General features: G+C 34.8%; 16 protein-coding genes. 2 read left to right on the top strand and 14 right to left on the bottom strand.

The genetic code is table 11. The features are described 5' to 3' along the window. Nucleotides 1–133 precede the first annotated feature (133 nt). A complete protein-coding gene (locus ABC346_RS09290) occupies nucleotides 134–1459 on the top strand; it encodes a short-chain fatty acid transporter (protein WP_413234588.1) in 1326 nt (441 codons plus the stop codon). Nucleotides 1460–1510: 51 nt separating this feature from the next. Here ABC346_RS09290 and ABC346_RS09285 read toward each other — a convergent pair whose 3' ends face one another. From ABC346_RS09285 to ABC346_RS09235, 11 genes are all read right to left on the bottom strand, one after another. Further along, entirely contained in the window at nucleotides 1511–1750 is a 240-nt protein-coding gene (locus ABC346_RS09285) for a hypothetical protein (RefSeq protein ID WP_413234587.1), read from the bottom strand. Nucleotides 1751–2027: 277 nt separating this feature from the next. Next, a complete protein-coding gene (locus ABC346_RS09280; RefSeq protein ID WP_413234586.1) occupies nucleotides 2028–2990 on the bottom strand; it encodes an agmatinase family protein in 963 nt (320 codons plus the stop codon). A gap of 125 nt (nucleotides 2991–3115) precedes the next feature. Then, nucleotides 3116–3958, bottom strand: a complete 843-nt coding sequence (locus ABC346_RS09275) for a carbohydrate ABC transporter permease (protein ID WP_413234585.1) — start codon at nucleotides 3956–3958, stop codon at nucleotides 3116–3118. A gap of 31 nt (nucleotides 3959–3989) precedes the next feature. Beyond that, complete coding sequence (locus ABC346_RS09270; protein WP_413234584.1) at nucleotides 3990–4883, bottom strand: carbohydrate ABC transporter permease; 894 nt, start codon at nucleotides 4881–4883, stop codon at nucleotides 3990–3992. A 71-nt stretch (nucleotides 4884–4954) separates the two neighbouring features. Beyond that, nucleotides 4955–6286 (bottom strand): ABC transporter substrate-binding protein, encoded by a 1332-nt coding sequence (locus ABC346_RS09265; RefSeq protein ID WP_413234583.1) that lies wholly within the window; start codon nucleotides 6284–6286, stop codon nucleotides 4955–4957. Nucleotides 6287–6461: 175 nt separating this feature from the next. Then, entirely contained in the window at nucleotides 6462–7448 is a 987-nt protein-coding gene (locus ABC346_RS09260; RefSeq protein WP_413234582.1) for an N-acetylglucosamine kinase, read from the bottom strand. 182 nt (nucleotides 7449–7630) lie between these two features. Then, a complete protein-coding gene (locus ABC346_RS09255) occupies nucleotides 7631–9286 on the bottom strand; it encodes a glycoside hydrolase family 13 protein (protein WP_413234581.1) in 1656 nt (551 codons plus the stop codon). A 267-nt stretch (nucleotides 9287–9553) separates the two neighbouring features. Then, entirely contained in the window at nucleotides 9554–10594 is a 1041-nt protein-coding gene (locus ABC346_RS09250; RefSeq protein ID WP_413236538.1) for a LacI family DNA-binding transcriptional regulator, read from the bottom strand. A 33-nt stretch (nucleotides 10595–10627) separates the two neighbouring features. After that, a complete protein-coding gene (locus ABC346_RS09245; RefSeq protein WP_413234580.1) occupies nucleotides 10628–11467 on the bottom strand; it encodes a sugar ABC transporter permease in 840 nt (279 codons plus the stop codon). Then, on the bottom strand, nucleotides 11467–12783 hold the full coding sequence (locus ABC346_RS09240) for a sugar ABC transporter permease (protein WP_413234579.1): 1317 nt from the start codon (nucleotides 12781–12783) through the stop codon (nucleotides 11467–11469). Before ABC346_RS09240 ends, ABC346_RS09245 begins: the two co-directional genes overlap by 1 nt. 415 nt (nucleotides 12784–13198) lie before the next feature. Further along, a complete protein-coding gene (locus ABC346_RS09235; protein ID WP_413234578.1) occupies nucleotides 13199–14479 on the bottom strand; it encodes a sugar ABC transporter substrate-binding protein in 1281 nt (426 codons plus the stop codon). Between the two features lie 287 nt (nucleotides 14480–14766). On the opposite strand from ABC346_RS09235, the gene ABC346_RS09230 reads away from it, so the two are divergent. Continuing rightward, the gene (locus tag ABC346_RS09230) at nucleotides 14767–16518 is read left to right on the top strand and encodes a glycoside hydrolase family 13 protein (protein WP_413234577.1); all 1752 of its coding nucleotides are present in this window, start codon (nucleotides 14767–14769) and stop codon (nucleotides 16516–16518) included. 257 nt (nucleotides 16519–16775) lie between these two features. Here ABC346_RS09230 and ABC346_RS09225 read toward each other — a convergent pair whose 3' ends face one another. The 3 genes from ABC346_RS09225 to ABC346_RS09215 all read right to left on the bottom strand — a co-directional run bounded on the left by ABC346_RS09225 (nucleotide 16776) and on the right by ABC346_RS09215 (nucleotide 19940). Then, the gene (locus ABC346_RS09225) at nucleotides 16776–17465 is read right to left on the bottom strand and encodes a YesL family protein (protein WP_413234576.1); all 690 of its coding nucleotides are present in this window, start codon (nucleotides 17463–17465) and stop codon (nucleotides 16776–16778) included. 451 nt (nucleotides 17466–17916) lie between these two features. Continuing rightward, entirely contained in the window at nucleotides 17917–18885 is a 969-nt protein-coding gene (locus ABC346_RS09220) for a sugar phosphate isomerase/epimerase family protein (RefSeq protein ID WP_413234575.1), read from the bottom strand. Between the two features lie 20 nt (nucleotides 18886–18905). After that, nucleotides 18906–19940, bottom strand: a complete 1035-nt coding sequence (locus ABC346_RS09215) for a Gfo/Idh/MocA family protein (protein WP_413234574.1) — start codon at nucleotides 19938–19940, stop codon at nucleotides 18906–18908.

Raw genomic sequence — 19940 nt, 5'->3', positions numbered from 1 at the left:
CCTTCACGTTAATACTCCCTCTTATTAATGGTTTTCCTTTTTCTATTTATTTGCTATTCGTCTTTAATAGAATTATAGTATCTTATATGTATGTAAAAATTGTAATGTAATAGTTTTAAAGGAGAGAAATATATTGAAAACGCTAACTTCTTTTTTCGATAGAATGGTTCAACGGTATCTGCCCGATGCCTTTTTATTTGCAATCATATTAACAATTGCTGTATTTATAATTGGTTTATTATTCAATGGTAACGGACCAATTGAAATGGTTCAATTCTGGGGGAACGGCTTTTGGGGACTGCTGGAATTTGCGATGCAAATGTCACTTGTCGTTATTACTGGATACATTCTAGCAAGTACCAATGTTGTCAAAAAGTACTTATCTAGACTTAGTAAAATAGCAAAAACACCAGCTCAAGCAATTATTTTAGTTACTTTTATTGCATTAATTGCTTGTTTTATCAATTATGGATTTGGATTAGTAGTAGGAGCTTTATTTGCGACTCACGTAGCAAGGCAAGTTCCGACCGTTGATTATCGCTTGTTAATCGCTAGTGCTTATAGTGGTTTTCTGATTTGGCATGGTGGGTTATCCGGGTCCATACCATTAACTATCGCAACAGCAGGTCATTTCCTAGAAGGACAAGTTGGTATCATTCCTATTACTGAAACATTATTTAGTCCTTATAATTTATTTATTGTCATCACCTTATTGGTGGCACTGCCTTTATTTAATCGCTATCTTTTAAACGGTGTTTCAGATAATAAAACGTATTTTATAGAAAAAGATCAACTATCAGAGAAAAAATCAAATGTAGACGTTAATTTCAAACCAACAACACCTGCTGAAAAATTAGAAAATAGTCCAATTGTTTCGATGATAATCGGAATTTTAGGCATAATTTTTATCGTCTATTATTTTGTATCAAACGGATTTAATTTAAATATTAATATTGTTAATTTCATCTTTTTATTCCTAGGTATTATCCTGCATAGAACACCGAGACAGTTTCTTGATAATGTCAGTCAAGGTGTTAAGAATGCTGGGGGGATTATTATTCAATTTCCATTCTATGCTGGAATTATGGGAATGATGGTTGATTCTGGTATATCAGAGGCATTGTCTATGTGGTTTGTGAATATTTCTACTGAATATACGCTCCCTTTTCTATCTTTTATAAGTGCGGGTATCGTTAATTTCTTCATTCCATCTGGCGGAGGACAGTGGGCAATACAAGGTCCGATTATGATCGAAGCAGCGCTTGAAATTGGCGCTGATACAGCAAAAACAGCAATGGGGATTGCGTGGGGAGATGCATGGACAAATATGATACAGCCATTCTGGGCACTACCGGCACTTGCTATTGCAGGCTTAAAAGTTAGAGACATTATGGGCTTTTGTGTAATGATTTTAATATTCAGCTTTATTCCTATATCTATTGGACTATTATTCTTTTAGATTTTGTAACAAAAAAAGGCTTTCTTCTTTGAAGAAGGCCTATATATGGACTTACCCAACTTGTCGAGTACTTATGGTCTCCTTCGCCTTATCGATTACTGAGAAAAATCGGTCGTTTAATTGATTAGCATTTTTTTCCAAATCATCTATATTTGATTCCATATTTTCGATTTTGGATTCTAATTCTTTCACTAATTCATCCATTTGATAGCTATTTTCCTGAATGTTTTCGACTTCATTTAAAAGTTCTGTAATATTCAATAATAATCGATCTATCATTTCGGGTGTCATCGATTCCCTCCTTTTTTGTTTCATCATACTTGTGAACGTATTTACAAACAAGTGCATATCGTATGAATTTAAAATAAAAGTCAGGACTATATATGCAGGCATTCCTCATCAATGATGGATTAGTTGGATATCTTTTACAGAAAGAAAAAGGCAAAAAGGTTGTGATATAACCAAATATTTGCCCCACCTCTTTATAATGAGAAAGTATAGGAGACTATCTTTGGAAGATACCTCCCTTTCCCGGTCCGTATTATAGTTTTTCCTTAACCGCTTATTGTTATATTTTTTCTTTTTCATCATGTATTAACTTACCAGCTAATGCATAAAGAACAGCATAGGTGACAAAATGAGATGAGTTATCGTTAGTATCTTGTTGTGGGTAGACTTCTACATAATCCATCCCATTGATTCCCATCTGTGAAAATTCCAAAATAAGTTCTAACAACTCATAAGATGTTAATCCATTACCATCTACTGGCCCCCCAGGATTGAATGCAAAATCCAAGACATCACTACAAATACTTAAATAAACAGCATCTGTACCTTCACTTGCAATATCATATGCTTTTTTAGCTAGTTCATGAAGTTGATTATTTGCTTGTTTAATTTCACGAACGGAAATGGTAGTAGCCCCTACTTCATTTGCATACTCTCCTGTTTCTGGTTTGTTTCGTGGACCGTGAATTCCCATATGGACAATACTTTCATTACGTACGCTTTCACTCTCATAAATACGATGGAAAGGTGTACTTCTTGCATAAAGATCTCCATTATAATCGGGATGATTATCATAATGTGCATCAAGATGAATAATCCCTACCTTTCCTTTCACTTCATTACTTAATGCTTGTACTATCGGATACGTTATACCATGGTCTCCACCAAATGCAATTGGGAATTTCCCTGTCTTCCAAACATTACTTGCAAAGTTCTCTATTCTTCGCATTGTTTCTGGAGAATCTGCAGGCACTACATCTACATCCCCTAAATCTCCAAACGAGTAATACTTTAATACATCGATATCATTTAATTCTGGTAAATAGCCAGAATATCGTTCTGAATTTAATCTAATTGCTTTTGGACCAAGTTCACAGCCCGTATAATCTCCCCATGTGACGGCTCCTTCCCATGGGACACCGTAAATTAGAACATCCTTATTCTTATAGGAGTTATTTTGCAATGATACTTTCTCTCCATCTAAAAAGCATGGAGTATTTCCATAAATATAGTTTTTAGCCACTTCTATTCTCCTCCAATAACAAAAACGTGTCCTAATACTTATTCCTTAAAAATAAGAAAAACAAACCTTATAATTAATGGATCCATTTGTATTGATTTAAATCTATTTCAAATTGTATTTTGGAATTATCCTTTAATTGCTCCTTCCGTCATACCTTTAGCAATCCTTCTCTGGAAAATGGCGTATAAAACAATTACAGGAATAATAGCAATAACTAGACTGGCAAATAATGTACCCCATGCATTTGTATACTGAGCCTCATTACTTATAAAATCAATTGCCAACGCAAGCGTGTAGTTTTCACTAGAATTCAAGAAAATTAACGCCATAAAATATTCATTCCAAAATTGAATAGCATTCATTATTGTTACCGTTATGATTCCTGACATACTTAGTGGGGTAACTACTTTCCATAACACACCGTACGGAGACATTCCATCTATGGAAGCTGCTTCTTCTAGTGATTTTGGAATAGTGCTCATAAAGCTTGTCAATACAAATATGGTAAAGGGAAGCTGGCTTACACTATATACAATTGCTAATCCAAAAACATTATCAAGCAGTCCAATATTCGATAATAGAAAAAATAATGGAATCCATCCTAGAACCATGGGAATCATCATGGCTGATACATAAAGTGTAAATAGAAGCTTGCTTCCCTTAAAATTAATACGTTCAATCGCATAAGCTGTTGGAATTGCCATTAATAGTGTCAATATTGTTCCAACCAATGTAACAATAAAACTATTCCATACACTTGTATCAATATTGTAATTTGACCAGGCATTCACATAGTTTTGCCAATTCATGATTTCAGGTAATCCCCATGGATTTCGATAAATTTCTGCATTTGATTTTAAAGAGCCAATAAACATCCAAATGATTGGATATAAAACCGCTATACTCCAAAGAATTAAAGGGATTCGTATTCCCGCCCTACCCAATATTTGACCTACGCTTCGTTTCAAAATAATACCTCCTCAGGCACACCTAGCTAAGCTAGTACTCTACTTTATCCCTCCGTAATACAAATTGTAAAAGTAATACTGTAATCAATGATAATACTAAAATCATTACACCAATCGTAGCCCCATAACCAAAGTTAAATTGTACAAATGCCTGCTGATATAAATAGGATCCCATTACATGGGTAGAGTTATTTGGTCCGCCGCCTGTCATTACCTGAACAATTACAAATGAACCATTGAGCGTAGTAATCACGATATATAAAATGGAGATCTTCACCTGTGGCCAGACTAATGGAAGCGTTACTTTCCAAAATTTTGTCCATTCACTTGCTCCATCAATATCAGCTGCTTCATAATAGCTTTTTGATATATTAGAAATACCTCCCATTAACATCAACATAAATAAACCAATACCAGCCCAAATAGATGGTAAAACAAGACTTGGCAATGCCCAGGTTTCACTACCTAACCATGGTCTTGCCCAATCGCCTAATCCAACCATTTCTAATCCAGAATTAACTAAGCCCATGGTTGGGTTGTAGATAAACATCCATAATATACCTATTACGACCACCGACATAATATTGGGAAAGAAGAACACGATTCGATAAAAGGGTGCTTCTTTAATTTTTAATTGTGTAAGAGCCACAGCAAAAAACATAGCCATTATCATAATTCCAATTACTTTAGTCACAACTAAGAAATAATCATGAATAATCGTATCTGGAACAATCGCATCTTTAAATAATTGGATATAGTTATCTAGACCAATAAATGTCTTTACTTGTGACGACCCTGACCATTCAAAAAAAGAATAATACAATCCACTAAACAATGGGTAGAGTGTAAAAATGCTGAACATAATGAATGTTGGGATAAGACATATAGCTAGGAATGTATACTTTTGCTTTTTGGACTGAACCATCAAACCACTCTCTTCTAAAAAATATACCGAATGAGACTGGACAATGATGTCCCGCCTCATTCGCACATGTGCTATCTATATGCTTCAGCCGCTTTCTCAGCTTCTTCGATAAATTGTTCTGCTGTAGCATTTCCAAGCATCAATGACATTAACGCATTACCAATAGGCGTCTCTAAATCTGCACTCATAGGGTGCGGCTTATTATATATTTGCACGATGGAAGGATCATTGATCATTTCATTTGCTTCTGTTAAATAAGCAGGAACTTTATCACTTTGTGTTAAATCCACCTCGGTCAAATTCATAATTGCTCCAGTATGTTCTGAGAAGGACACTGCATACTCTCTTGTAAAAACAAACTCCACAAAGGCTTTTGCAGCTTCCGGATTCTCTGCATTTTCAGCAATAGCTAATGGTCGTAAATCTGGAACAATCGCATATGGCTCTCCTGCCTCTTGCATTGGTGAAGGAATAAATCCAAAATCAAAACCTTCTGGAATATCATTAGCCATTTCATTTGGAAGCCAGAATCCTACTGGTATAAATGCATTATCATGTAATAGGAAATCCATTTGTGATTGTGTATGATTTAACGCTCCTAAACCAGCATCAATCATTCCCTCGTTGACCATCTGCTCCACATTCTTCATGATTTCCAATGTTTCTTCACTACTCCACGCACCTTCTTCACCTCTAATTAAATCAGCTAAATATTCTTCTCCACCAGCTGCAGCAAATGCAGGGAATAGCATACCGCGAATAAAATAATACGGATGCTGACCACTAGTTACAAAAGGTTCTATACCTTCACCACTTTTAATTTCTTTCATCGACTCCATAAATGATTCAAAATCTGTAGGAACGGTATATCCTTTTTCTTCAAACAATGCACGATCATACCAAGTTCCCCACGTATCAAATACAAGTGGTAATGTATAAATCTCTCCATCAAAATCAGAAGGATCTACGATAAAACTTTCTTTCAACTTATCTCCACCTTCTAATTCAATTCCATCTAACCATTCTGTAAGATTCATTAATTGCCCATCTTCTACCATTTGTGTTTCATTCGAACCTGCTCCATCAATATAGACAACATCCGGTGGATCATTGGAAACCCAACGCGAGCGCATCTCTTCATTAATATTTGGTCCAGCATGTTCAATAATATTTACGTCCGGATATGCTTCCTGAAAATCTCCTATAACCTCTTTCCACCAAGCGTCCCCATATCCTCCAACAAAATACTGTATCTCTAAATCTCCAGCAATTTCTCCGTTTTCACCGGTTTGAGATTCCTCGGTATCATCTTTATCTCCTTCACTTTCTTCATCTGAGTTACAAGCTACAAGAAAAAGTGAAATTACAAGCATTAAAATGATTAAATACCAGCTTTTCTTCATCTAAAACTGCCCCCTTTTAATATATATTTCTATGAAACACATGGCAGATAACACCCATGTAATTTCCGAAAATTTACAAAAATAACCTAATCATGCATTAATCTAAATCTAATAAAGTATACTTAGCTAATCTAATATTTATACTAAAAAAAGCTAGCAAATCATTTATAATTTGCTAGCTTTTCTCCTTTAATTGAGCAAAGGAATGCTGTATATGTTGTCGAAATTCTTCCGTTAATTCTTTCCCTGCTAATATCTGCGCACCAATGATCGCTCCACCAACAGGAGGTAAACTCGGTTTTATCAAATGAAGCGAAGAATTTGCAGCAAGCATTTCTTTTAAGTAAATTTGAATTAATTCTGTTTGAAATAATCCCCCGCTTAAAATGACGAGAATCGAATTATCTTCACTTGAGTATAATTGGCTAACTACCGTTTCAATCGACAACGCAAGTTCACTTGCAGCTTCATATATTAATTGTTTTGCTAATGGATCTTCCTTTTCTGCTGCTTGAAATACTATCGGAGCAACCTTTGCTACTTCTTGTTTTAACTGATTTGATTGATAGATCCTCGTAATAATCTCTTGTGGATCATCTGTTTTATAATATTCTTGGAGTATTTCCAATAGAATGGTAGGTTCTCCTCTACCATCAAAGTATCGAAGTGATGCTTGTAGAGCCTTCATTCCAAGTATGGCTCCACTACCTTCATCACCAAATAAATGTCCCCAGCCTCCTACGCGTACTTCTTTTCCATCTGGATTAATTCCATAAGTTACAGAACCAGTTCCTGCTATTTGTACAATCCCCGACTCTCCAAATGTACCTGAGTATAATGCATTTATCATATCAGGTAAAACTTGCTTTTTTTCAACATGCGGTAATAATTCATTCAATAAATTTTCCATCCAAGATCTATTTTTTTCAAAGCCAGTTCCAGAAATACCTGCAAAAGCAGAAGTGATTTGACCTACGCTTCCTCCCCCTTGCATTTCTAATTTTTGAATTAACTGTTCAAATCGATCCTTTACTTCAGCCAGTGAAATAGATTGTAAATTGGAAGGACCACCTTGAACATGAGCAACAATATTACCACTATTATCCGATATTGCCATCGTGGTCTTTGATCCACCTCCATCAATTCCCAAACAATAGCTCATACGAACCCCTCCTTTGCTTGGTTAATCTTATGCTTGTTCCTGTTGAGATTATGTCAGAAAGGTAATAACAATAATAAAGTGAAGTGTCACAGAGTCCCACACCTATACTCTTGTGCCAATCCTTTATAATTTCCAATACACTAAAAAACTGTCGAGTGAATCTTCTCGACAGTTCTTTAACTTTAGTTTACTTGATAGACTCTTGCTTCATATGGTTGTAATTCTCCATCTAATGTTATTTCATAATTACTTAGTAATAATGAATTTTCCAGCTTTGTCACAGACAATGGTAGTTCAAAACTACATTTTTCAGGAAATAAGTTAACGAAAACAACCAATTGCTTTTTATCCAAAGTTCTCGTATAAGCGTATATTTGTGCGTGATCTTCTAAAATTAAGTCATATCCACCATAAATTAGTACTTCATTTTGTTTTCGTAATTCAATTAGCTTACGATAATAGTGATATATAGAAGTTGAATCACTCAATTCTTGTTCAACATTTATATCAGTATAATTATTATTTACTTTTAACCAAGGCTTTCCAGTAGTAAAGCCAGCATTTTTGGAAGTGTTCCACTGCATTGGAGTACGAGAATTATCTCTTCCAGTCTTCCAAATAATCTCAAGTACTTCTTTTGATGAAGCTCCCTCATTTATCATTTCTTCATAAAGATTTTTAGCATCTACATCATCGTAATCGTCTATGGAAGAATAGTGAACATTCGTCATTCCAATTTCTTGTCCCTGATAAATAAACGGTGTCCCTTGCATAAGAAAATAAAGTGTAGCAAGTGCTTTCGCAGATTCTTTATGATATATTGTTGTATCTCCCCAACTAGAAATAGATCTTGGTTGATCATGATTTTCTAAGAACAATGCATTCCAACCAACGTCTTCTAGTCCTTTTTGCCATTTGGTTAACGTTTCTTTTAAAGCATGCATGTCTAACCCTTTATCCGTATTTTTGCCCCATAAATCTAAATGTTCAAATTGGAATATCATATTAAATACACCATTATCCTCGCCAACCCAGTCGTCCGCTTGAGATATAGATACTCCATTCGCTTCTCCAACAGTCATTACATCATATTTATCTAATGTCTTCTCTTTGAACTCTTGTAAAAATGTGTGTATTCCATCACGATTCATATGACCCTCGAAGGAAGGAACATATTTTTTATTTTCAGGGTTAGGAAGATTCGGAAACCCCGCTACTTTTTTAATATGTGAAATTGCATCAACACGAAACCCATCAATGCCTTTGTCTAGCCACCAGTTGACCATGTTGTATAATTCTTCTCTTACCGTTGGATTTTCCCAATTAAGATCAGGTTGTTTTTTTGAAAATATATGCATAAAATATTCATCTGTCTTTTCATCATACTTCCAAGCAGACCCACCAAAAATGGAAGCCCAATTATTCGGTTCTTGCTTGTTCTCAGCTGAACGCCAAATATAATAATCACGGTATGGACTATCTTTTGATGATCGAGATTCTATAAACCAAGGATGTTCATCAGAAGTATGATTAATTACTAAATCCATAATCAGGCGCATACCACGATTATGAACCTGTTCTAATAGTTCATCAAAATCCGCCATTGTGCCAAACTCATCCATAATATCTTGATAATCGCTTATGTCATATCCATTGTCATCATTTGGGGACTCATAGATGGGACTAACCCAAATAATATCAATACCAAGATCCTTAATATAATCTAACTTTGAGATTATTCCTTGAATATCACCAATACCGTCGCCATTTGAGTCCATAAAGCTCCTTGGATATATTTGATAAGCAACTGCTTCTTTCCACCAAATTTTATTATTCATACAATTGATCCTCCTCGGATATGAAATAGTAGAATGATTATTTAAAAGAAGAGGTGTTACTTATTATGTAATCACCAAGTCGAATCAATCTATTAGATAAAGTGAAACTTCAATTCGTAGTTTTTCGTTCTCTCTCTGGGCAATCGCACATTCACAGTTATCCCTCACTTATCTTCTTTCTTCTTGAAGTGGAAATATTACTGCCCGTTACATGTGGAAAAAAGTGGAGAGCGCATACACTCCCCACTCCTTCTTTCATCTATTTTTTTATGATTCTCTTTGTACAGAATCTCGATAGATAATATAATGCGGAATAATTATTCGTTTCGGCTTATCAAAACCAACTTTTCTATCGATAATGGCTTTTGCTGATTCTACGCCAAGTTTATAAATTTGAATATCTATTGTTGTTAACGAAGGATGTATAATTTCTGAAAGATAAGCGTTATTAAAACTTACTAAAGAAATATCCTTTGGTACGCTTAATCCCGATTCTTCTAACATTCCGATTACACCTATACTAATTAAATCATCACTTACAACGACTGCATCGGGTCTCTCAGGTAAACGAAGAATCTTTTCAACTGCTTCTTTTCCACCAGACTTTAAGAACTCTGTATGAATCAGATAATCTTCTAATATTGGTAAATTCGCTTTTTTAAGTGCATTCGTATACCCTTGCATACGATCGATGGTAACGACTAGATCTTTTGCCCCACCAATAAATGCAATTCGATTGTGACCAGTCTCAATTAAATGTGTGGTAATATCTTCTCCAGCTTGAATGTTATCATTATCTACATATGTGATCTTATCGTTAAACTCCTGAGGTTTACCTACAATCACGAATGGAAAATCTTGTTCCACTAGAAAGTGAGTAACTCGATCATTCAAACGCGAATACAACAATATAATTCCGTCTACATAACTTCCTAATACAATTCTTTGCACTTCCGCGTAAATCTCATCTTCTGTTTGACCAGAGGAGAGCATCATAGAATATTGAAGTTTATGCGTAACAGATCCAATTCCTCTTAATATTTCTGAGAAAAATGGATTTTGTAGTGACTTATCAGCGGAAGATGGTAATATCACCCCAATTGTCTTCGTTGATTTCACCGCCAAATTACGCGCAGTCAGATTAGGAAAATACCCTAAATCTTCCATCGCTTTTCTTACCTTTGCCTTTGTTTCTTCACTAATCCGTGAATTATCAGCAATTACTCTTGATACTGTTGATGGTGATACTCCTGTCGCTTTGGCAATATCTTTTATCGTAACCATTCTTTCACCTTCTAGCTGTTCCATGTACAACGAATATATTTCGTATATTACTATATTCTAGCCTTTTGTTCCACCTGCTGCTAATCCTGATATTAAATAGCGTTGTAAGAATAAATAAATTGCTGCTATTGGAACTGCTACCAAGACAGAACCAGCCGCAAAACGTGTAAAGTTGTTTGAGAATTGGTCATTAATGAAGTTATATAAACCAACTGCTAATGTATAATTTTCTTCACTCGAAAGTACGATGGATGGAAGCAAAAAGTCAAATAATGGTGACATAAAGTTGAATAACGCTACCACAGCCAATATCGGTTTTGCTAAAGGTAACATGATACTCCAAAATACTTTTAAATGTCCTGCCCCATCAATTTTCGCTGCTTCATCCAATTCTCTTGGAATCGTATCAAAATACCCTTTTACAAGCCAAGCATTAAATGGTATTTGACCTCCTAAATAGATAAGAATTAGTCCAAATAAAGAATCTAATAAACCAATCATATTTAAAAAGATATATAATGCGACCATTGCCATCATCACAGGGAACATCTGCAATAATAGGAATACATACAAGCCATTTTTTCGACCTACAAATTGGTATCTTGAAAAAGCATAGGCAACCAATGCAGTTAGAATCACACTGCCTATTGCATTAGCAACAGATACAATAAGAGAATTCTTATACCATAATAAATAATCACTTTCTGGGCTAAATAACCATTTATAATGATCTAAAGAGAAATTTTCTGGAATTATACTAGATGAGTATAGACTCGAACTCTGGTTAAATGACATTCCTATCGTCCAAACTAAAGGATAAAAAATAATTACTGCTACAATAGCGATTATCAAGTAAATGCCGGTTACCTCTAATTTTGATTTTCGACTTGAGTTCATTATATTTCACCCTCTTCTTTAAACGATCTCGTCTTCCTAAACTGGTAAAAAGCAAAGGCAGAAACAATTAATCCCATAATTATCGATATTACAGCTGCCATCGAGTAATTATTCGTATCAAATGTCAGTTTATATACCCAAGAAATAAGTATATCGGTCCCACCGGCATTCTGTCCTCTTACTGGAGGACCTCCTTCATTAAATAGATAAATAATATTAAAATTATTAAAGTTCTGTGCATATTGCATAATTAACAGTGGTGCAACGGCAAACATTACATGTGGAAATGTTATGTTTTTAAATTTCTGGAAACGAGTTGCACCATCAATCTCAGCAGCCTCATACCAATCTTTCGATACACTTTGCAGAATTCCCGTTATTAAGGCAAAAATAAACGGAAATCCTAGCCATGTTTGAATCATTAAAATTGCAATCCTACTGTAAAATGGATCACTTAACCAAGCGACACCTTCCCCACCAAATAATGGAATAATGATGTCTCTGTTAATTGCTCCAAAATCATCATTGAACATTGCTGCAAATACTAGAATTGTCACAAAAGCTGGTACTGCCCAAGGTAAAATCAATATTGTACGAATAAGCTTTTTAAATTTAACTCGAGAATCGTTTACCAACACTGCTAAAAAGAATCCTATAGCGATCTGTAATGTAGTAGCGACTACCGTCCAGACAATCGTCCAGGAAAATACACTTAAAAATGTATCCTGCCATATCGGTACAGTAAATAAATTCTTAAAATTATCAAACCCTACCCAATCCACTAAATTACGTGGTGGTGAATTATATAAATCATAATTTGTAAAAGCTAATAAAATTGAAAATAACAAAGGAAAGATAACGACAAAGATCATTAATATTAATCCGGGAAAAGTCATTAAATACGGAAAAGAATAATTATATATTTCTTTGATAGATTGACGGAACTTTAATGGTTTCCATCCTGATCTTATCTTTTTAGCTTGTTTCCTTGCATCTATTACATTAAATACATACAAGGTTATCACGATGATTGTTACAATTAACGATAAAACCCCTAAAACTAATAAACGAATAGAATGATCTGTTCCTGGTATAGTTCCTAATGTTCGTAAACCCCATAACCCATAGTTAATTGCTTCCAAAGATGTAATGATAAAAGCAATTTCTATAACCATAAAAGATATACCTTTCAAAAATCGACGATTATATAATTGACCTAGTCCAGCTAAGAGAATAGATAATATCATCGCAACGTTAGGATTATGGTTTTTATATTTCTTTTCCTCGTGATTTTGAGTTTCTGATGGAGCAGACAATTTTTTTCCCTCCTTATAATCCGAATTCGTATGTAAATAATATCTAATAATATAGCTTGATTTGAAATAATTGGGTGTTTTCCATAGACACTTTTCCACCTGAGAATACTTTATTAGGTAAAATTTCAAACATAAGGTGTCCACTTAGATCACCCAAAATTTCAAATATGAACTGAATATTTCGTTATTTATTCCCGTTGCAGATGGCGCTCTCCGCAGGCAGCAGTTTTTAGCTAACTTGAAAAAGAAGAACACAATTTCTGAGTAAATCTTTAGCTCGCGCTTTTCCTGCAGGAGTCGCCAACTTCCATTCCAATCAAAGTCAAGTTGTTTTTATATACCTTTAGCCAAATATCAATTCTAACTATTACTAATTGCTCATATTTAATAATACTTGGATAATTAAGAGCGATTATTAGTTACTCCCACCACTTGCATCAATATTTGTTTGAACCTGTTCTAACGCTTCTTCCAATACTGTTTTAGGATCTTCTCCTTCAGCAAGGAACTGTAACGCATTATTCATTGGCTCCCAAACTTGTGCCATCTCTGGTGCACTTGGCATTGGGAATCCATGTTGAATCTGCTCAGCAAATGCAGCATAAATTGGATCATCTATATTACTTAAAGCTTGAGCATTTGGCGGTAATTCTCCTGCAATTTCAAAATACTCACTTTGGTTTTCTTCATTCGTCATAAATACCGCTAACTCTTTTGCCCACTCTTTATTCTCAGAGTAATAAGAAACCATCCAAGATTTCACACCAACAAATGTTTCAGTTGGCTGGCCGTTAATCATTGGAAATGGAGCAAATCCTAAATCTTCACCTAATGCTTCCTTATAGCCAGGAATACTCCATGGACCACTAATAACAGACCCAACTTTTCCTTCCGTAAATAAACCATCGATTACATCACCAGTAGTCGAAGTCGGGATCTTTCCTTGACCAAAGAAGGATTGAAACAATTCAGCTCCCTCGATTGCTCCTTCATTTGCTAGCCCAAGATCTTCTATATCATAATTCCCTGTATCTCCACCAAAGATATAAGCGCCATAGTTTTTAAAGAATGGAAAATTAAAATATAAGTCATTTGGACGCATTAAAAACCCGTATTGATCTTCTTGAGGATTTGAATTCTCTTCTAAAACCGTAAGTAAATCTTCAATTGTTTCTGGAGCTTCTTCTTGTAATGCTTTATTATAAAAAATTCCATATGTCTCAATTACTGCAGGTACTCCATAAATATTCGTATTTCCATCATACGTATACGTAACCGCTTCTACTGCTGTATCTACGTATTCATTTAATTGTTCGTCTGTCAATTCCATAGGTTCTGCTAAACCTTGAGCAACAATATTTCCAATACGATCATGAGGTTGAAAGAATAGGTCTGGACCTTTGCCCTCTGGACCTGCTAATGATAATTCTTGCATTTGATCAAGCATAGATTTCGTCTCTAATTTAACTTTAATTCCTTCTTGTTCTTCAAATTTCTGAGTAATATTCTCTAACGCTTCAATTTGTTCTTCTTGATCATTCACCCAGATTACTAATTCATCTGGTTTTTCTGCTGCTTCTCCACTATTACTATCACCCTCACTACCTACCTCTTCGTCACGTTCAGGTGCACATGCAGCCAATAACATAGATAAAGCTAGGATAGCAATGAATAAAAACCTAAATCTTTTGTTCATTTCGTATTCCCCCTATTATTGTTTAATCCAATGTACTTATTCGGCATATGTAAAGTTTGCGCAACCGTTTGCACATTGGTTACGGTTATATTTTATACGAAACATTTTGATTGCGCAACCGCTTTCATAAAAATTTTTTTAATTTATTGACTTTTACCATATTTTATGTGCTAATATAAGTAGTACAATTTAAGGGCAATGCTTTGTGACCACACAACAACCCCGAGATTCCGACAATATTATGTTGGAAGTCGGGGTTGTTTTATTTTTGAGGAGGAGGAATACCGATGTTAAGAGAAGCCATATTTCATCGACCAAAGAATAATTATGCTTACCTTTACAAAGAAAGTACGTTACATATTCGATTACGCACAAAGAAAGATGATGTAGTAAACGCTACACTCATCTTTGCAGATCCTTATAATTGGGATGATTCAGGATGGATTTATAACAAGGCAGACATGCATATCGTAGCTTCCGATCACCTATTCGATTATTGGCAAATCGAAATTTATTGTAAAACACGTCGAATAAGATATGGGTTTGAATTATCAGATTCTGAAGAAACAGTTATCTATACGGAAAAAGGGTTTTATGAACAAATTCCAAACGATGACACTGCATATTACTTCTGCTTCCCATTTTTAAATCCAATTGATCAATTTCAAGCACCAGAATGGGTAAAGGAAACCGTATGGTATCAAATTTTCCCTGAACGATTTGCAAACGGTAATGAGAAAATTAATCCTCCTGGAACATTACCGTGGGGAAGTACCGAACCAACGCCTACAAATTACTTTGGTGGTGACTTCCAGGGGATAATTAATCACTTAGATTATCTTGTGGAGTTAGGAATTTCTGGTATTTATTTCACACCGATATTTAAAGCATTTTCTAACCATAAATACGATACGATTGATTATATGGAAATCGATCCTCAATTTGGTGATAAACAGACATTTAGAAAGTTAATTAAGGAATGTCATCATCGTGGAATTCGCGTTATGCTTGATGCTGTATTTAACCATAGTGGATATTTCTTTGAACCATTTCAAGATGTGCTAAAAAACCAAGAGAAGTCTATTTATAAAGAATGGTTCCATATCGACAGCTTTCCTCTGAAAACAGAGCCAGTTCCAAACTATGACACCTTTGGATATGTAGGTTCGATGCCAAAGCTAAATACAGAACAGCCAGATGTAAAATCATATTTACTTAACGTAGCATCATATTGGATTGAAGAGTTTGATATTGATGGATGGCGATTAGATGTCGCTAATGAAGTGGATCATCAATTTTGGAGAGATTTCCGTAGGCAAGTGAAAACCATAAAGCCAGATGTCTATATACTGGGAGAAATATGGCATGATTCGATGCCTTGGTTACAAGGAGACCAATTTGATGCCGTTATGAACTACCCTCTCAGTAGTGCTGCGCTTGATTTTATTGCAAAGGAAAAAATAAATGTGGAAGAATTTATCCAACAGATATCTAATGTTCTAATTTCTTATCCACAGAATGTAAATGAAGTAGCATTTAATCTATTAAGCAGCCATGATACACCTAGAGTTTTAACACAATGTAACAATCAAGTCGAAAAAGCAAAACTTCTATACTTATTGTTATTAACAATGCCAGGGTCTCCTTGTATTTATTATGGAGATGAAATTGGGATGACTGGAGAAGGAGATCCGGGATGTAGAGAATGTATGGTTTGGGATGAAAAAGATCAAAATATAGAATTAAAATCTTTTCTTAAGAAGTTAATTCATTTGCGCAAGACGGAAAATACTATAGCAAATCAAGGAGATTTTTCTTTTGTGCATGCTACTGATCATTATTTTATTTATAAAATATCCGTACAAAATAAGCAGATCTACTTTATTATAAATCCAAGTAATCAACCTTTTGATGTAACACTTCCTATCAACAATTGGAATAACGCTTTTAATTTATGGGATGAAGAAGAAATTAACATAAATACTCCAATTCCTTGTAGAGAAAATAGCTTTAAAATAATCAAAGTAAATTATTCATAACTGAATTATTAGTCAAAACACGAATTTTGACATTATGATAGGTGGCGACTTTCAGCGGGGTATGCATGGGTTGAAAATCTTTTTGAAAAAGTGTTTTCCATTTTCAAGTTGAGCTATGCCTGCTGAAAACTCCTGTCATTAATGACACTCTACTATTTAGACTTTTTGAACTACTTCCACATAGTATAAAGCTTAAAATCGGAGATTCTTGGGAACAGTGCAACTTGCTGACATATTTCTTTGCCAACAATGTTTTCTTATCCTTTCTCCTCTTCCTTCACACGCAAAAATAATCGATAAAAAGCAGAAAACGTTATAAATGCAATTAGGCTCCCTGTAAAGAAAGGTATGATTATTGGTAAAGTTTGTATACTTACAAGAAGCACTATTCCTGTCACGATCGTAATCGAGAAAAATAGTACCGGACTTCCGACTGTTAAAATAAAAGCCTTTTTCAATAATGTCTTCAAGTCTATATCATAGTGGACAATTACAGTAAAAAATAATAGCGTAAACACATATAAGATTACTCCCATAATGAGAAAGACAAACATGATTACCGTATTTACCTGTTGAAAATAATAATAATCTATAGCCCAAATAAACCATAGGAGAGTGAAAATTACCCCTGCCTGCATACTTTTCTTATAGTTTTCTCTATAATACTTCCAAAAAGAACCTAATATTGTCGCTTTCTCCTGATCTATTATCCAATCTCTAACAAGAGCAAACATTGCTGATGTTGCTGGGAACAAACAAAAAGGAAAGCATAGAAGAAGAAGAGGTATTAATATAATTGCATCTTGGATACTGCTTATAAATAATACGCTTAACCCAATAAATACTAGTGGAGTATTAAATAGAATCCACAATAAATTTGTTACTGAAAAACGCATTATCCATTCACATATAGTATAAATATTTCCCATCAAACCTGACTCTCGCAATTAAAATACCTCCTGATGTAAAACATCCTTAATCGAATCAATTTCATAATAAGATAATTTGTTTCGAAACCGAATGTTCGCTATTTTGATTTCATTGCATACAGACGGTTTCCACAGGTACTGTTTTTTAGCAAACTTGAAAAGAAGAACACTTATCAAATAGATCTTCAAGCTCCCTGTTCTGAGCAGGAGTCGCCGTCTTTCATTCCAATCAAAGCCAAGTATTTATTATAATTCGAACATTAAATAAACTTATCACTAAAATGTTCGCTCTTAAAATTAAATTTAGCAATTATGAAATTGACTAAGTTAATAAACAATAATTGGATAAGCGAGACCTCCGATTGCTTTAAGCAAGCAAAGGTCTCAACACCCGACCTTGTTAATTAAAGTATATTTCTTAAACTTTTTTAGTAAATACTTTCACTCTCAGTCTTATTAAACTTATATATTATGCCCACCACATTGTAGCAGGGGATTCTTCCATATTTACCGCTTTTAAGTTTTTAACAGCTGCTTGGAATCCTTCGTCAATCGACATAATTGGATCTTCATGTTCAATACTGATTACATAGTCATAACCATAAGTTCGTAATGCACTTACAATATTAGACCACTCTTGAATACTATGACCATAACCTACTGAGCGAAAACTCCATGCTCTTGTTTGTACTTCCCCATAAGGTTGCATATCCGTTAAGCCATACATGTTTACATTGTCTTGATCGATATATGTGTCCTTCGCATGAAAATGGTGGATTGCCCCCTCTTTTCCTAATATTTTAATTGCCGCAACCGGATCAATGCCTTGCCACCATAGATGGCTCGGATCTAAATTTGCACCAATTGCATCATTAGTAGCCTCACGTAATTTCAGTAAAGTATAAGGTGTATGAACCAAAAATCCTGCATGTAGTTCAAGACCAATCTTCACACCATGATTTTTGGCAAATTCAGCTTGTTCTTTCCAATAAGGAATAAGCTTTTCTTCCCATTGCCACTTTAAAATATCAGAGTACTCCGTTGGCCAAGGTGTTACTGGCCAATTTGGATATTTTGAACCTTCATGCGAACCTGGTGTCCCTGAAAAAGTATTAACTACTGGTACATCTAATAATTCTGCTAAACGTACAGTTTTTCTAAAATCATCATGCGCTTTTTGAGCATGTTCTTTATTAGGTGAAATTGGATTATCATGACAGCTTAATGCACTAATGGTTAGACCTCTTGAATCTGTTTTCTCTTTAAACTGTTTACGTTTCTCTTCACTTTCCAATAGCTCATCTACGTCACAATGAGCTTTCCCGGGATTCCCTCCAGTTCCAATCTCTACTGCTTTTAACCCTGATTCTTGTACATAATCTAGCATTTCTTCGAATGATTTTTCTCCAAATAAAACAGTAAAAACACCTAGCTTCATATTTTATCCCTCCAAATATATTATTGTATTCTCACACTTCTACCAGATGTACTAGATTTATAAATTGCATCGATTAACTGTGTTACTTGTAGCGATTCCTCAGGTTTATTTACAAGCTCAGCATGCCCCAAACAACTCTCTATAAAGTTCTTTGCCTGTAGAATTCCAGCTTGATGTTGGTCATCTTGCACATAGGCACTACTTGTTGTAAATGCACCATGTTTTGGCGTATAGGATTCAAATGGAAATACTTGAAGTCCTCCATCTACACCAGAAATACTGATTTGTGTCGTATCTTCTTTAATATTTGCTGCCCAAGAACATTCAAATAATATAGTACTATGATCATCAAAACGTATATACGCGGTAACATGATCATCTACATCAAACGTATGGTGATCAAATGTTCCCCATTCATTAATTTGATTTGGAGTCTTCGATAATCGATTATACGTCTGCCCACTTACTTCAATTGGTTTTCGTTTATCTAGCATCCATAGAGCTGCATCTAATAAATGACAACCCCAATCAATTAAACTACCTCCACCTTGCATTTCTTTATTCGTAAAAACTCCCCAGCCTGGCACTTTTCGACGTCGCATCGCTTGTACTCTCGTAACTAAAGGATCTCCAACTTCATTCATCGTTTTTTTTGCTAATTGTACGGATTCCACAAAGCGATAATGATATGCGATAGATAATAGTTTCCCACTCTTTTCCGACGCCGCAAGCATTACTTCTGCTTCCTGCGTTGTCATAGCCATTGGTTTTTCACACAATACATGAATCCCCGCTTCTAATGCTCTAACAGCAATTTCTGCGTGAAACTTATTTGGCGTACAGATTGTGACTGCATCTACAACAGGAAAAATGTCTTGATAATTTTCAAATACAGTTGCAATATCAAATTTATTTGCAACTTCTTCTGCTCGAACACGATTCACATCACAAACAGCAGTTACTTCCACTATATCTTGAAGATGAAGATAAGCTGGAATATGTCTCGTCTCTGCAATACCCCCAACACCGATGATACCCATCCTTAACTTACTCAT

This window comes from Oceanobacillus phoenicis (assembly GCF_047238145.1).
Classification (GTDB): Bacteria; Bacillota; Bacilli; order Bacillales; family Amphibacillaceae; genus Oceanobacillus.
This window is presented reverse-complemented; position numbering and strand designations above follow the sequence as displayed.

Excerpts from the sequence above, each read along its gene's own strand:
- ABC346_RS09260 (WP_413234582.1), bottom strand. The coding sequence starts at position 7,448 with ATGAGCTATTGTTTGGGAATTGATGGAGGTGGATCAAAGACCACGATG.
- ABC346_RS09270 (WP_413234584.1), bottom strand. The coding sequence starts at position 4,883 with ATGGTTCAGTCCAAAAAGCAAAAGTATACATTCCTAGCTATATGTCTT.
- ABC346_RS09230 (WP_413234577.1), top strand. The coding sequence starts at position 14,767 with ATGTTAAGAGAAGCCATATTTCATCGACCAAAGAATAATTATGCTTAC.
- ABC346_RS09255 (WP_413234581.1), bottom strand. The coding sequence starts at position 9,286 with ATGAATAATAAAATTTGGTGGAAAGAAGCAGTTGCTTATCAAATATAT.
- ABC346_RS09250 (WP_413236538.1), bottom strand. The coding sequence starts at position 10,594 with ATGGAACAGCTAGAAGGTGAAAGAATGGTTACGATAAAAGATATTGCC.
- ABC346_RS09245 (WP_413234580.1), bottom strand. The coding sequence starts at position 11,467 with ATGAACTCAAGTCGAAAATCAAAATTAGAGGTAACCGGCATTTACTTG.
- ABC346_RS09235 (WP_413234578.1), bottom strand. The coding sequence starts at position 14,479 with ATGAACAAAAGATTTAGGTTTTTATTCATTGCTATCCTAGCTTTATCT.
- ABC346_RS09215 (WP_413234574.1), bottom strand. The coding sequence starts at position 19,940 with ATGAGTAAGTTAAGGATGGGTATCATCGGTGTTGGGGGTATTGCAGAG.
- ABC346_RS09220 (WP_413234575.1), bottom strand. The coding sequence starts at position 18,885 with ATGAAGCTAGGTGTTTTTACTGTTTTATTTGGAGAAAAATCATTCGAA.
- ABC346_RS09265 (WP_413234583.1), bottom strand. The coding sequence starts at position 6,286 with ATGAAGAAAAGCTGGTATTTAATCATTTTAATGCTTGTAATTTCACTT.
- ABC346_RS09285 (WP_413234587.1), bottom strand. The coding sequence starts at position 1,750 with ATGACACCCGAAATGATAGATCGATTATTATTGAATATTACAGAACTT.